The organism is uncultured Desulfovibrio sp., from assembly GCF_944324505.1.
Taxonomy (GTDB): Bacteria; Desulfobacterota; Desulfovibrionia; order Desulfovibrionales; family Desulfovibrionaceae; genus Desulfovibrio.
In genome coordinates this window covers 23,423-37,287 of the sequence record NZ_CALUWO010000007.1, presented here as the reverse complement: position 1 = coordinate 37,287, position 13,865 = coordinate 23,423, and the positions used below count along the sequence as shown (strand labels likewise).

The window sequence follows — 13,865 nt, the reverse complement described above, 5'->3', positions numbered from 1 at the left end:
GAAACCACATGGACAAGGAACAGGAAGCCCCGTCGGCGCATCAGGCGGAAAGCCTGCCCTCCCGGCAGTGCGAGCGTCTGGCGGATTTCATTCAGGAATGCGGCATGCTGCGCCATACGCCGCGCAGCGGCTATGCCTTTCTGGGCAGCGGCCGGGAAAGTGTGGCTGAACACAGCTACCGCACCACGGTCATCGGCTATGTGCTGGCGCGTCTGGCCGGGGCCGATGTGGGGCAGGTCATGCAGCTCTGCCTGTTCCACGATCTGCACGAGGCCCGCACCGGGGACTTCAATTACGTCAATCACCGCTACAATACCTGCCGCGCCCGCGAGGCCCTGGCCGATGCTGTGGAGGGCACCGGCCTGGAAGAGGACATTCTTGCCGGCTTTGCGGCCTTTGAGGCCCGGGACACGCTGGAAGCCCGTCTGGCCCGCGATGCGGACCAGCTGGACCTCATGGCCAATCTGCGGGTGGAGCTGGACCGGGGCAATGCCTTTGCCGCCCAGTGGCTGGACAATGCCGTGCAGCGCCTGCGCACGCCCTGGGGCAGGGAGCTGGGCAGGGAACTCATGCAGGCGCCTTCCAGCCGCTGGTGGTATGCACGCGTGGAAAGCCGTTGGTGGGTGGAGCGCCGCTAAGGCGTTCTGTCAGGGGCGCTGGCGCAGGGCGCTTGCTCCTGCGGCGGCTTTCGCATACAAGGCGGCATGACCACTTCCCAACTTCTTTCCGAGCCCTGCGGCGAGTCGCCTTCCCCGCAGGTTGTTGTGCTGTTTTCCGGCGGGCTGGACAGTATCCTGGCGGCCCGCGTGTTGCAGGAACAGGGCCTGCGCGTGCGCTGCCTGCACTGCTATTCTCCCTTCTTTGGTGATCCCGATGCCGTGCCGCGCTGGCGCCGGCAGCAGGGGCTGGACATTGCCACGCTGGATGTGTCCGACGCGTTCTGCGCCATGCTGCGCGCGCGTCCGGCCCATGGTTTCGGCAAGGTCATGAATCCCTGCGTGGACTGCAAGATTCTGCTGCTGCGTCATGCCCGGCGCTATATGGAAGCCGTGGGGGCATCCTGCCTGGCCACGGGCGAGGTGCTGGGGCAGCGGCCCATGTCGCAGCGGCGCGATGTGCTCAATGCCATCCGGCGTGATGCCGGCGTGGCCGATGTGCTTGTCCGTCCCCTGAGCGCCCGTCTGCTGGACCCTTCGCCCGTGGAGCTTTCCGGTCTGGTGGATCGCGAGCGCCTGCCCGCCATCAGCGGCCGTGGCCGCAGGGAACAGATGGCGCTGGCCCGCCATTTCGGTCTGACGCATATCCCCACCCCCGGCGGCGGCTGCCGCCTGACCGAGGTGGAAAATGCCCGCCGCTACTGGCCGGTGCTCTCGCGCCTGCCCCAGGCCGACACGGCGGACTTTGTGCTGGCCAATCTGGGCCGGCAGTTCTGGTGCCATGTGGACGGCCGGGACTACTGGCTGGCCATCGGCCGCAATAGCCGCGACAATCAGGCCCTTCAGGCCGCCACCCGCATGGGAGATGCCCGCATCTTTCTGGCCGATATTCCCGGGCCGCTGGCTGTGGGCCGGCAGGCCGCCTTCTGGCCGGAGCCGGTGCTGGCCGCTGCCGGGGCGCTCATGGCCTCCTATTCGGGGCGGGCGGTCCGTCAGGCCGCTGACGGGCAGGGCGTGGGCGTGCGCGCCCACTGGCAGACGCCGGACGGCCCCGCAGACTGGCAGGGCGTGGTGATGCCCGCGCGCGACGGCCTCTGGCAGGAGCCGCTGTGGGAGCCGGCCCATCAGGAAATTCGCGCGGAACAGAAGGCCCGCCTGCATGCTGCCACCGGCAGCCCCCGGCGCGAAGAGCCTGCCGGGAAAGCGTAACCGTCTTTACAAAGCTCATTTTTGTCTGTAAAAGTCGTCAGCTTGATAGACCCTTGGAGGGAAGCCTCAGGCGGGCTTCCGGGAGGTTTCATGGATCAGAAGGATTTGGAATATTTCCGCAAGCTGCTGAATAAGATGCTCGAAGAAGCCCAGCAGAAGGGCGACGTGACGCTGGAGGAAATGACTGACAGCAATGAGGTTTTTGCCGATCCGGCCGACAGGGCCACGGCAGAGTCAGATCGTGCCTTCACCCTGCGTATCCGTGACCGCGAGCGCCGCCTCATTCGCAAGATTCAGAGCGCCCTGCAGCGCATTGATGACGGGACATACGGCATCTGCGAGGAATGCGGCGAGGAAATCGGCGTTGCCCGCCTCAAGGCGCGCCCCGTGACCCGGCTCTGCATCAACTGCAAGGCCAAGCAGGAAGAGGATGAAACCCTGCGCGGCGATTAGCGCTCCGATCTCTGTCATGTTCTGCGCAAACGGCCCCTGCCGGCGGGGGTACACCCGCAAGGGCTTCATCGTGGACGGCGCCACCCGCAAACGGCCCCTGCCGGCGGGGGTACACCGTTCTTTCCTCACGGCTGCTCTTTGAGCAGCCGTTTTTCGTGGCGGCCACTGCGCCGCCGTTCAGGAGTCTTCATGGATGCCCACCTCTTCCGCCGCTTCTGCCGGGAGCTTGCCCCGCGCATTGCGGATGCCTGGCTGGAAAAGATTCAGGAACCCGTGCCTGGCCTCATCAGCTGCCATCTGACCCTGCCCAACCGAAAGGCCGGGCGCAAGGTGCAGCTCTGCCTGCGGGCTGACCGCAGGGACCCCTTTCTTTTTCTGACCACCAGCCGGCTGGCGGCCGGGCATGCTCCTGGTGCGCAGATCATGCGTCTGCGCAAGTACACGCAGGGGCGGCGCGTGATGGCCACGGTAAGCCGCTTTGCCGAGCGTCAGCTCTGGCTGCTCATGGGCGGCCGTTCCGAGGCGGCAGAAGATGCCCCTGCCGGCAAGAGCATCTGGGTGGTGCTGGACTTGCGCCAGGGCGCGCTGCTGCGTTTTTGCAGCCCGGAGGAACAGCCCCGGGAAGAGGAGCTGCACTGGCCCGCCCCGGAAGAGCTGGAGGATGCCTGCTGCCACTGGCGGAACTGGCCGGTGCTGACGCCGGCCCTGCGGCGCGCCCTGCCCTTCTGGGATCCGCTGGACCGGCAGGCCCTGCTGGAAGACCTGCGCCTGGGTGACGGCGATCTGTTCTTCTACCGTCCGGATGCGGAACAGCCGGGCGAGCCGCCCTGCCGGATCAGTGCCTGGCCCCTGCCCGCGCCCCTGCTGGGCAAGGCGCCGGAACACTGGCACGAGCAGATCGAGGAAGACATTCTGGGTGCGGTGGAACGCGCCGGCCAGCTGCTGGCCCTGGACGTGCTGGCCCGGCAGGCTTCCGATGCTGCCGCCCTGCCCCTTACCCGGCGCAGCCGCAAGCTGAACCGGCTGCTGGACAAGCTGCGGGAAGAGGAACAGCGCCTGGATGCCATGTGCGCCGCCCGCGAGCAGGGGCTTGCCCTCCAGGCCCAGCTCTGGCGCTGGCCGGCCGATTTTCGCGCGGCCTCTGTGGAGCTGCCGCCGGATGCCGCGGGGCAGGGGCGCATCCTGTCCCTGGACCCGCGCTATACCGTGCGGGAAAACATGGCCCGTTTCTTTCATACGGCCCGGCGCGGCGAGCGGGGGCGTGTGCATCTTGAAGAGCGCCGGCGTCTCCTGCGCCAGGAACTGGCGGCCCTGGAGGCCGCGCGGGAAGCGGCCCGGCGCGGCGGACCGGTTCCTGACGCGGCAGCGGCGGCCGTTCGTGCGCCACTGCCGGAGGCCCTGCCCAAGAATGTGCAGCTCTTTGTGAGCGAAGATGGCTTTGTGCTGTTGCGCGGGCGGGATGCCCGGGGCAATGCGGCTGCCCGCAAGCTGGCGGCCCCGCACGATATCTGGCTGCATGCCGATGGCGGCCCGGGATCGCACGTCATTATCCGGCGTGCCCATGCCGGGCAGGAGATACCGGAACGCACCCTTGATCAGGCCGGGGGCCTGGCTGCCAACAAGAGCTGGCTGCGTGACGCGGCCCGGGCGCGCATCCTCTATGCGGAGGTCCGGCATATCCGTTCCCTGCGCGGCGCGGGGCCGGGTACCGTGCGCATGGACAAGATATGGTGCTCGCGGGATGTCCCTGTGGACCCCTCGCTGGAGCTGCGGCTGCTGCCTGATGCGGCAGGAGATGCCGCCACGGCACATGCCGGTGCCGGCCACAGGGCCGGTGCATGAGGAAATAAAGAGGGCGCGGCCGAAGCCGCGCCCTCTTGGCGTATCCGGGAGTGGCGGCGGGATCAGGCCCCGGCGCGGGCCAGTCGGGCCAGGGTGGCGTCCTTGCCCAGGAAGGCCATGATTTCGGGCAGATGGGGGCCGCCCATAAAGCCCATGAGGGCCGTGCGCAGGGCCGGGGCCACGTCCTTGAACTTGAGGCCGTTGTCCGCAATATAGCCGTTAAGCACGGCATCCAGGGCGGATTCGCTGAAATCGGTGGCCGCAAACAGGGGCGCCAGCGCGGCCAGGTGTGCCTTGCTGGCCTCGGTGAGGTTCTTGTTCACGGCCTTTTCATCGTAGGAAAGCTCGTCGGCACTGGCCAGCAGGGGGGCAAAGGCTTCCGCCAGGGCCTTGAGGTTGGCGGCGCGTTCGCGGAACATGTGACAGAGAGCCTGAAGCCGGGGTGCATCCAGGCGGCTCATGTCATAGCCGGCCTTTTCGGCAAAGGGCTTTACCAGCCCGGCCAGTTCGTCCAGCGGCAGCTCGCGCATGAAGTGGGCATTGACCCATTCCAGCTTGGCCGGGTCAAAGGCCGCTGCCGCGGGGTTGAGGCTGGTGCCGTCGAAAAAGCGGATGAGTTCCTCGCGGGTGAAGATTTCCTGATCGCCGTGGGACCAGCCCAGACGCACCAGGTAGTTGACCAGGGCCTGGGGCAGCAGGCCGTCGTTCTGGTATTCGATGACGGCGCGGGCGCCGTGGCGTTTGGAGAGCTTCTGCCGGTCCGGGCCGAGGATCATGGGCACATGGCCGAAGCGCGGCACGGGCAGGCCCAGGGCCTCGTAGATGAGAATCTGGCGCGGCGTGTTGGAAACATGGTCATCCCCGCGGATGACGTGGGTGATGCCCATTTCGTGGTCATCCACCACCACGGCCATATTGTAGGTGGGCATGCCGTCGGCCCGGCGGATGACCATGTCGTCCAGTTCGCTCACGTCCACGGCAATGGTGCCCTTGACCATGTCGTCAAAAACCACCTTGCCGGCCAGGGGCGCCTTGAGGCGCACGCAGCGTCCTTCGCCGGGGCCGAGGTGCCGTTCGCGGCAGCAGCCGTTGTAGCGGGGCTTGAGGCCCTGGGCACGGGCCTTTTCGCGCATGGCCTCCACCTCTTCCGGGGTGCAGGAACACCAGTAGGCGTGACCGGTTTCCAGCAGCTTGTCCACATACTGGTTGTAGAGGGCGGTGCGCTGCGTCTGGTAGTTGAGCGGGCCGTCCCAGTCCAGGCCCAGCCAGCGCATGGAAGCCAGGATGGAGTCGGTATATTCCTGCTTGGAGCGCAGCAGGTCGGTATCCTCGATGCGCAGGTGGAACTGGCCGCCGTAGTGGCGGGCCAGCAGCCAGCAGAAAATGGCGGTACGCGCGCCGCCGATGTGCAGATGGCCCGTGGGGCTGGGCGCAAAACGGGTAACGACATGATTCATGATACGGTCCTTCATGGCGGGATTTGCCGGGGAAATTTTGGGGGAGCAGGGCCGGGGGGCCACCACGGACACGCGGTGCGCCTGCGGCACAGGGCGCACAGGATACCGCCAATGGCTGCTCCTTGCAACGGTATGACGGGGCGCTTCCGCAGGCTGCGCCCTTGCGCGTCCGCAGGGGCAGTGCTACAGCGGGAAGGCGGCCCTGCCGCAATTTTTTCTGCCTCAAGGAGAACCTATGAGCACCCGGACTGTTGTCATCAAATACGGCGGTCACGCCATGGATCAGGATGAACTGAATGCGGCCTTTGCCGATGATATGGCCTTTTTGCAGCAGCGCATGCGTCTTGTGGTCGTGCATGGCGGCGGCCCCCAGATCAATGCCCTGCTTGGCCGGCTGGCCATCGCCAGCCACTTCGAGAAGGGCCTGCGGGTGACCGATGCCGACACCATGCAGGCCGTGGAAATGGTGCTCTGCGGTGAGGTCAACAAGCGCGTTGTCAGTCGCTTTCTCCAGCACGGCGCCCGTGCGGCCGGCGTGTCCGGACGGGATGGCGGCCTGCTGCGCGCGCGGGTGAAGGACCCGGTTCTGGGCCTGGTGGGCGAGGTGGATCAGGTGGACCCAGCCCTGCTTTCCTGCCTGCTGGATGGCGGTTTTCTGCCCGTGGTGGCGCCGGTGGCTTCCGGCCCCGAGGGGCAGGCCCTGAACATCAATGCCGATACGGCCGCCGGGGCCGTGGCCGGCGCCCTTCAGGCGGATTTCTTTGTGCTCATTTCCGATGTGCCGGGCGTGCTGGATGCCCAGAAGCAGCTTATTCCCTCCCTGAGCCGGGAGCGCATCGCCGCCCTCATGGAGGCCGAGGTCATCAGCGGCGGCATGATTCCCAAGGTGCAGGCCTGCCTGCATGCCCTGGATCAGGGCTGCCAGCGCGCCCTTATCCTTGACGGGCGCCAGCCTTCCAGCCTGCGCCGCTATCTGCTGGACGGCGAACCCCTGGGAACGGTGGTCACCGCCTGAGCCGGAAACGGCCGGCCCCGCATGACTGACTGCCGCGGGCAGGACGGCTGCCGGCCGTGCCTGCCCGCAGTTTTTTTGAGGGGAATGCCGTTGACACGAGAAATCTTCCTTGGCAAATAAGATGTTTTCAAATATTCTTTAGCAAGTATTTCCCCCCGGGAGGAAGCTATGTCGGAAAATGCCAAGGATCAGCCTGCCGCCATCGAGGCGGATCTGGCCAGACTGGACAAGGAAGTGCGTCTGGAAATGGCCAGGTCGGCCTGCCTGCTCATGGCCGGAGACCGCAAGCTCTCGCCACGTGATGCCGTGCTGGATGTCTATCAGGTCTACAAGGATATCCTCAAACTCTGTTGATGTTTCCGGCGCGTATGCGCTTTACGGCAGTGCTTCCCTCATGTATGCTCGTTGGCAATCTGACGCGATGGGGGGAAGCCATGCAGTTCAGGAAACTTCTTGTCATCTCTGTGGGGCACATGTCGTGCGACATCAACCGCGGTGCCCTGCCGTCGCTTCTGCCGTATCTGGCGGCCATGTACGGCTTCAACTATCAGACGGCCGGCGGACTCATGTTTGCCTATGCCGTGGTCTCGTCCATTGTTCAGCCCTTCTTCGGCCTTATGGCTGACCGGAGCAGCCGCCCGTGGTTTGTGCCGCTGGGCGTTCTGCTGGCAGGGCTGGGCGTGGGCCTTTCCGGCTATCTGGAAAACTACTGGGCCATCTTTTTCGGCCTCATGATCAGCGGCGTGGGGGCCGCCCTTTTCCATCCCGAGGGCGCGCGCTACGCCAACCGCATTTCCGGTTCGCACAAGGGCATGGGGCTGAGCATCTTTTCGGTGGGCGGCAACAGCGGTTTTGTGCTGGGGCCGCTGGTGGTCACGGTGAGCACTGCCCTGTTCGGCCTGCATGGTACGGCGGCCTTTTCGCTGCTGGCCCTTGTCATGGCCGGCATCCTCATGCAGCTGCTGGTGCTGGGACCCTCCGCCAGCGGATCGGGCGCCGTGATCCGCTCGGCCGAGGAAGAGCGGGGCGTCAATAACTGGCGGGCCTTTGGCGTGCTCATGGTGGCGCTCATGGCCCGTTCCGTTCTCTTCCTGACCATGAACAGCTACATCCCCTTTTACTGGGTGGATGTCTTCGGCACCAGCAAGACCTCGGCCTCGCTGGTACTGGCCTTTTTCTGCGGCGTGGGCGTGACCTTCAATGTGCTGGGCGGCATTCTGGCCGACCGCATCGGCTTCAGCCGGGTGGTGCGCCTGTCCTACTGCCTTTCCATTCCGTCCATGAGCATCTTTCCCTTCCTGACCTCGCCGTGGCTGGCGGCGCTCATGCTGGTGCCCGTGGCCATCGGCCTGTTTGCGCCGTTCAGCTCGCTGGTGGTGCTGGGGCAGAAGTATCTGGCGCGCAATGTGGGCTTTGCCTCGGGCATGACCCTGGGGGTGGCCATGACGGCCGGCGGCATTGTGACGCCGCTGCTGGGCCGTGTGGCCGACCTGTACGGCGGGCTGCCGTCCGCGCTCATGTGTCTCATTCCCGTGGTGCTGGCAGGCGGAACGGCCAGCCTGTTCCTGCGTGATCCCGCCGTGCGGCCGTCCGAGGAGCAGGAGGACTGATGCCCGCCTCTGGGCTGCCTGCGCCCCTGGCCGGCGCCCGGCAGCACGAGACGCCCCCAGGCGGCCAGCTGGCCCGGGCCGTTGTGTCCACGCCTCTGGGCTGCCTGCTGCTTGTGGCCGGACAGACGGGCCTGCGGCAGATAGCCTTTGCCCGCCCGGCGTCTGCCATGGGGCTGTCCCTGCCTGTCTGCCATCCTCTGCTGCGGGAAGCCGCGGCCCAGCTGACAGCCTATTTTGCCGGCCGGCTGCGGCAGTTCTGCCTGCCGCTGGAAGAAGGCGGCACCGCCTTTCAGCGTGAGGTCTGGCAGGCCCTGCGGCGCATTCCCTACGGGCGGACATGCAGCTATGCGGACATTGCCCGTGCCATAGGCCGCCCGCGTGCCTTTCGCGCCGTGGGCATGGCCAATCATGCCAATCCCCTGCTCATAGTTACGCCCTGTCACCGGGTCATTACCTCCTGCGGCACGCTGGGAGGCTATGCGTGCGGCCTGTCCTGCAAGCGCTGGCTGCTGCGGCACGAAAGCCTGCACGCCGCCTGAGCTGTGCGCCCGTTTCCCGCAGCCCCGCGGGCAGCGTGTAACGCCGCGCACGAGAGGCTTCCGCCGGCTGTCCGGCGTCCCGGCCCGCCGTTGTGTCAGGAATATCTGGCATTTTTCCCAAGCATTGCGTACCCTGTGCGTTGCCCGTGGCGGCCGCCCCTCCGATGAGCGGCTGTTGTGGGTCTTTCTTTTGCCGGTGTCATGCCCCGCCCGGATGCTGTTCCGGTACGGGAAACAGTCCGGCGGCAGGTGCGGGAAAGGACGTTGCGTTTCGTGACGCCGGCAGCATGCCCGCTGCCTTTTCGCAACAGAAAAACAAGGGTGCAACATGTCCCACAAAGCAATGCAGACCGGTGCGGAATACATGGCCGGTACTCTGCACGCCTACGGTATCACACATATCTTTCTTATGGAGTCCATGCTGCTGCACACGCTGGTGGAGCTGGAAAAACGGGGCGTGCAGCAGATCATCGCCCATTCGGAAAAGGCCGCAGCCTATATGGCCGACGGCTATGCCCGTGCCGCGCGGCGTCCGGCTGTCTGCCTGAGTCAGTCCGTGGGCGCGGCCAATATCGCTTCCGGACTTCAGGATGCCTGCCTGGCCGGTTCGCCCGTCATTGCCATCACGGGCAGGAAGCCTCCGCAGTTCCAGCACAGGCACAGCTATCAGGAGCTGAATCACGAGCAGCTCTTTGCCGCCGTGACCAAATATCATGCCTGTGCCGCCACGCCGGAGCTGGTGCCCCTCTATCTGCGGCAGTGCTTCCGGGAAGCCACCTGCGGCCGTCCGGGGCCTGTGCATCTGGATATTCCCAATCATACCGGCGAAAGTTTCGATGCGGCCCGGGCGGCCTTTGATACCACCACGGAAGCGCCCTATGCCCGGGTGCCTGCCCTGCGTCCCCGGCCTGACAGCCGGCAGCTCCGCCAGCTGGCGTACAGGCTGCGCGAGGCCCGCCGGCCTGTGCTGGTGGTGGGCAATGGCGCGGCCATTTCCGGGGCCGGCCAGGTGGTGCGGGCACTGGCGGACCGGGGCCTGCCCGTGGCCTCGTCCGTGGACGGCAAGGGCCTGCTTGCCGACAGTCACCCCCTCTATCTCGGTCCTGTGGGCGAATATCACCGTACCTGCGCCAATGCCCTGGTGGGCCGGGCGGATTTTGTGCTGTACGCAGGGTGCAGCCTCAATGACCAGCTGACCCTGAACTGGACCATTCCCGCGCCCGGCACGCCGGTGGCGCAGATCGACATCTGCATGGAGGAGCTGGGGCGCAATGCGGCCGGTTGTCTTCCCGTTTTCGGGGATGCCCGGAGCGTGCTGGAAGAGCTTGACGCGGCGCTGGCCGACTGGAAGGCGCCTGCCGCCTGGACAGAAGAGGCCCAGACCGCCGCCGCCCGCTGGCTGGAAGCCCACCGGCAGCGCCTGACCAGCGGAGCCGTGCCCGTGCGCACGGAGCGGCTCTGCCACGAGCTGTCCGCCTTTCTGCCGGAAGGGAGTGTGCTGGTGGCGGATACGGGCTTTTCCGCCATCTGGGCCAGCGCCTTTGTGCGCCTGACCCGGCCGGGACAGCGCTTTCTCCGGCCCACCGGCGGTTCGCTGGGCTGGGGTTTTCCCGCATCGCTGGGGGTCAAGTGCGCCCTGCCGGACAGGCCCGTCTTCTGCTTCACCGGCGATGGCGGCTTCTGGTATCACCTTGCGGAAATGGAAACAGCCGCCCGCTACAACATCCGGACCATCACGGTGCTCAACAACAACGGCGGGCTGGGCCAGTGCCGCGAACGGGCGGAAAAGGCCCACGAGGGCAGCCGCATCCGCCCCGAGGGCTTCTTCATGTACCGTCCCACCCATTTTGCCCGCATTGCTGAGGAAATGGGCTGTCTGGGCCTTCGGGTGGAGCAGCCCGATCAGATTCGGCCCGCCCTGGAGCAGGCCCTGGCTGCGGACAGGCCGGCTCTGGTGGAAGTGCTGACGGACATGGACTGCGACCCCCGCAAACAGCAGCCCCTGTAACGGGCCTGATGGCGCTGCCGGCGGTCAGCATTCCACGATGCTGACCGCCAGGCCGCCTTCGCCGGTTTCCTTGAACTTGACGCTCATTTCCCGCCCGGTTTCGCCCATGGCGCGGATGGCGGCATCCAGGGTCACAAGGTGCTGGTGCGCCTCCTCGCAGGTGGCCAGCAGGGCGGCATTGTAGGCCTTGATGGCGCCCACGGCATTGCGTTCGATGCAGGGCACCTGCACATAGCCGCCCACGGGATCGCAGGTAAGGCCTAGGTGATGTTCCAGGGCCACTTCGGCGGCATTTTCCACCACGCGGGCCGTGTTGCCGCGCGCATGGGCCAGCATGGCGGCGCCCATGGAGGACGCCACGCCCACTTCTCCCTGACAGCCCACCTCGGCACCGGCAATGCCGGCATTGTGCTTGGCCAGAAAGCCCACGGCAGCCGATGCCAGCAGGCCCTCGCGCAGGGCGCGTTCGCCGATGTTGAGGTCCTGCCGCATGGCATAGAGCAGGGCAGGCATGACCCCCGCAGCGCCGCAGGTGGGCGCGGTGACAATGACGCCGCCGGCGGCATTTTCCTCGGCCACGGCAAAGGCGTAGGCATTGAGCTTGCCGAGAAAGCGGTCCACCAGATAGGGCTGGTTTTTGGCGCGTTCCAGCAGACCGCCGGCCTTGCGCCAGACGCCCGGTTTGCCCGGCAGTCTGCCGGAGGCGGACAGGCCGCGCCGCACGCTGTCATACATGGCATCCATGATGTCCTCGAGCTGGGCAAAGATGCGGGGACGCGGCATGCCGGTAATGGCGGTCTCATTTTCCAGAATGAGTTCGTGCAGGGTCAGGCCCGTGCGGTCAAGCTGTTCATGCAGTTCACGCATGGTGCCGTAGGGATGGACCGGATGGCCGTGCTCCGGCGGGGTCCAGCCCTTCCACTGCAAAAAGCCGCCCCCCACGGAATAGTATTCCATTTCCAGCAGAGGCTGGCCCTGCGCGTCCACCAGTGCAAGCCGCAGCGTATTGCTGAACGGCGCGTCATGCAGCACAGGGCCGAAGGTGATGTCTGCAAGGGACAGGGAAATCTCCCACTGCCGGAGACGGAGGCCATGCCGGGCTTCCGGATGGGCGGCCAGCGCAGACAGCATGCCGGGCTGACAGTGTTCCGGCGCCGTCCCCAGCAGACCGGCCAGAACAGCCGTATCCGTGCCGTGCCCCCTGCCGGTGGCGCTCAGCGATCCCAGCAGCAGAATGTGGATGGCCGCGGCGCGGGCCAGCGTGGCATCGGGCAGGGCACGGCAGCGCTCCAGAAAGTCGTTGCCGGCCTTCATGGGGCCGATGGTGTGGGAACTGGACGGACCGGGACCCACCTTGAAGAAATCGAAGAGGGTGGTTTCTATGGGCGGTCTGCGGGGAATCAGGGGTTGCAGGCGGGCGGGCTGGCTCATGGCAAACTCCTTGGCTGTCTTGCAGCGTGCCTGCCGCGGACAGGAAGGTCAACGCAAACGTCTTCGCATGCGGGTGAGGGCTGTTCATCCGGTGCAGTGAGCGGACGGATGCTGATGCGCTGCCGGTCCGCGTGAAAGCCGATGCGGGTCACCCCCAGCGCGGCCCAGGCGGGGCGCAGTTCGCCGCCATGCCCGGCGTACATGCCCTGCAGGCGGCGGGGCAGGGTCACGTCCAGCGCTGCGGAAGCGGGCAGTCCACCATGCCGGCGGGCTTGCCGCAGGGCGTTGTCCACGGCATGCAGCAGGGCCAGCGCCTGTACCCGTGCGCCCAGTGCCGGATGGCAGGGGCCGGCCAGCACATGTTCTGCCAGGCCCGCTTCCGGCGCAAGCCCCATGCGCACAACGGGAACGCGGGCGGCCTGCGCCAGAAGATAGCCCTGCGCCAGCGCCTCCAGGGTCTGGTCCAGTTCCCAGGGCCGGAAAGCGCCCTGCCGCCACAGTCCGGCCAGGGGCGTGCCGTCCAGCACCAGACAGGGATAGAAGCGCAGCAGCTCTGCCCCCAGGTCCAGCGCCAGGCGCACATCCTCCAGAAAATCCGCCACCGTGCTGCCCGGCATGCCGGGCATGAGCTGCACCCCCAGGCGCAGCCCGGCCTGGCGCACGGCCCGACAGCCCTGCATAGCCGTCCGGCGGTCATAGCCCCGCCGGCTGGTGCGCAGGGCCGTGTCTGCAAAGCTCTGTATGCCCAGCTCCACGGTCTGGCAGTGGAAGTCCCGCAGTTCCCGGAGGCATTCCCGGGCAGTGCAGTCCGGCCGGGTGGAACAGCGCAGACCCGCCAGACGGCCCTGACGCAACTGCTGCCGGGCAAAGCGCAGGCAGAGCTGCCGCCGGGGGGCGGGCAGGGCCGTGAAGGTGCCGCCATAAAAGGCCAGTTCCGCCGGGGGGCGCCCCTGTGCCTGACGGTCCAGCAGGCGCTGCCGGGCCTGTCGCAGGATGCGGGGCAGAGGCAGGGGGGGCTGGCCTGTCTGCACGTCCTGTGCGCAGAAGAGGCAGCGTGCCGGACATCCGGCAAAGGGCAGAAAAACGGGCACAATGGCAGGACCGGCAGGGGCAGGGGGCCAGACAAGGGAAAAGGCTGCAAAGGGCATGGGCGACAGGCCTGACAGAAGGAAATGACTGTTTGCAAAAGCGGAGAAACCCCTTGCCTGTAAGGGGTTTTTTACATACCATATTGGAAAAGCCATCACCTGTGAAGACGCTTCATCACTAGGGGAAGTCATGAACAAGACCTTGACCAAAGCGGATATCATCGAGCGTATTTACGAAAGCACGGACAAGAACCGTGTGGATGTGAAGAATGTCGTGGAAAAGCTCCTTGAAATCATGAAGGAGGCCATCAAGAAGGATCGTGCCTTGTTGATCAGCGGCTTCGGCAAGTTTGAATCCTATGACAAGGCTTCCCGCAAGGGGCGTAACCCGCAGACGGACGAGTCCATCACGCTCCCGCCGCGTCGGGTGGTGGTTTTTCGCCTGTCGCGCAAATTCCGCGCGGAAATGAATTCCTGAGCAGCTCCGCTCCTGTCTGACGCGCCCTCCGGGGCGCGTTTTTCATGGCGCCGTCTTTTCGCCGCCGGCGCGGTCTGCT

The 13,865-nt window shown here is 66.3% G+C and carries 13 protein-coding genes; 10 read left to right on the top strand and 3 right to left on the bottom strand.

Annotated elements, in window-relative coordinates:
- The first annotated feature begins 8 nt into the window (after positions 1-8).
- The 4 genes from Q0J57_RS08140 (at position 9) to Q0J57_RS08125 (ending at position 4,160) form a co-directional block, all read left to right on the top strand.
- Positions 9-638, top strand: coding sequence for an HD domain-containing protein (locus Q0J57_RS08140; RefSeq protein ID WP_297219107.1), 630 nt, complete (start codon positions 9-11; stop codon positions 636-638).
- A 66-nt stretch (positions 639-704) separates the two neighbouring features.
- Positions 705-1,865, top strand: coding sequence for a tRNA(5-methylaminomethyl-2-thiouridylate) methyltransferase (locus Q0J57_RS08135; RefSeq protein ID WP_297219104.1), 1,161 nt, complete (start codon positions 705-707; stop codon positions 1,863-1,865).
- A 90-nt stretch (positions 1,866-1,955) separates the two neighbouring features.
- A complete protein-coding gene (gene dksA, locus Q0J57_RS08130) occupies positions 1,956-2,318 on the top strand; it encodes an RNA polymerase-binding protein DksA (protein WP_297219103.1) in 363 nt (120 codons plus the stop codon).
- Between the two features lie 189 nt (positions 2,319-2,507).
- Positions 2,508-4,160 (top strand): NFACT RNA binding domain-containing protein, encoded by a 1,653-nt coding sequence (locus tag Q0J57_RS08125; RefSeq protein WP_297219100.1) that lies wholly within the window; start codon positions 2,508-2,510, stop codon positions 4,158-4,160.
- 62 nt (positions 4,161-4,222) lie between these two features.
- Here Q0J57_RS08125 and gltX read toward each other — a convergent pair whose 3' ends face one another.
- The gene (gene gltX / locus Q0J57_RS08120) at positions 4,223-5,617 is read right to left on the bottom strand and encodes a glutamate--tRNA ligase (protein ID WP_297219098.1); all 1,395 of its coding nucleotides are present in this window, start codon (positions 5,615-5,617) and stop codon (positions 4,223-4,225) included.
- Positions 5,618-5,852: 235 nt separating this feature from the next.
- Between gltX and argB the strand changes: the two genes are divergently transcribed.
- The 5 genes from argB (at position 5,853) to Q0J57_RS08095 (ending at position 10,789) form a co-directional block, all read left to right on the top strand.
- Positions 5,853-6,632 carry an acetylglutamate kinase gene (gene argB, locus Q0J57_RS08115; protein WP_297219096.1) on the top strand — a complete coding sequence of 260 codons (780 nt, stop codon included), beginning with the start codon at positions 5,853-5,855 and terminating at the stop codon, positions 6,630-6,632.
- A gap of 168 nt (positions 6,633-6,800) precedes the next feature.
- Positions 6,801-6,986, top strand: a complete 186-nt coding sequence (locus tag Q0J57_RS08110) for a hypothetical protein (protein ID WP_297219094.1) — start codon at positions 6,801-6,803, stop codon at positions 6,984-6,986.
- Positions 6,987-7,066: 80 nt separating this feature from the next.
- Positions 7,067-8,242, top strand: coding sequence for an MFS transporter (locus Q0J57_RS08105; RefSeq protein ID WP_297219092.1), 1,176 nt, complete (start codon positions 7,067-7,069; stop codon positions 8,240-8,242).
- A complete protein-coding gene (locus Q0J57_RS08100; protein ID WP_297219090.1) occupies positions 8,242-8,781 on the top strand; it encodes a methylated-DNA--[protein]-cysteine S-methyltransferase in 540 nt (179 codons plus the stop codon). The genes Q0J57_RS08105 and Q0J57_RS08100 overlap by 1 nt, the downstream gene beginning before the upstream one ends.
- 328 nt (positions 8,782-9,109) lie before the next feature.
- Positions 9,110-10,789 (top strand): thiamine pyrophosphate-binding protein, encoded by a 1,680-nt coding sequence (locus Q0J57_RS08095; RefSeq protein ID WP_297219088.1) that lies wholly within the window; start codon positions 9,110-9,112, stop codon positions 10,787-10,789.
- A 24-nt stretch (positions 10,790-10,813) separates the two neighbouring features.
- Here the strand turns inward: Q0J57_RS08095 and Q0J57_RS08090 are convergent, their stop codons facing one another.
- Positions 10,814-12,220, bottom strand: coding sequence for an L-serine ammonia-lyase (locus Q0J57_RS08090; RefSeq protein WP_297219086.1), 1,407 nt, complete (start codon positions 12,218-12,220; stop codon positions 10,814-10,816).
- Complete coding sequence (locus tag Q0J57_RS08085) at positions 12,217-13,368, bottom strand: radical SAM protein (RefSeq protein WP_297219084.1); 1,152 nt, start codon at positions 13,366-13,368, stop codon at positions 12,217-12,219. The genes Q0J57_RS08090 and Q0J57_RS08085 overlap by 4 nt, the downstream gene beginning before the upstream one ends.
- 130 nt (positions 13,369-13,498) lie before the next feature.
- On the opposite strand from Q0J57_RS08085, the gene Q0J57_RS08080 reads away from it, so the two are divergent.
- Positions 13,499-13,786 (top strand): integration host factor subunit alpha, encoded by a 288-nt coding sequence (locus Q0J57_RS08080; protein WP_297219082.1) that lies wholly within the window; start codon positions 13,499-13,501, stop codon positions 13,784-13,786.
- Positions 13,787-13,865: the final 79 nt, after the last annotated feature.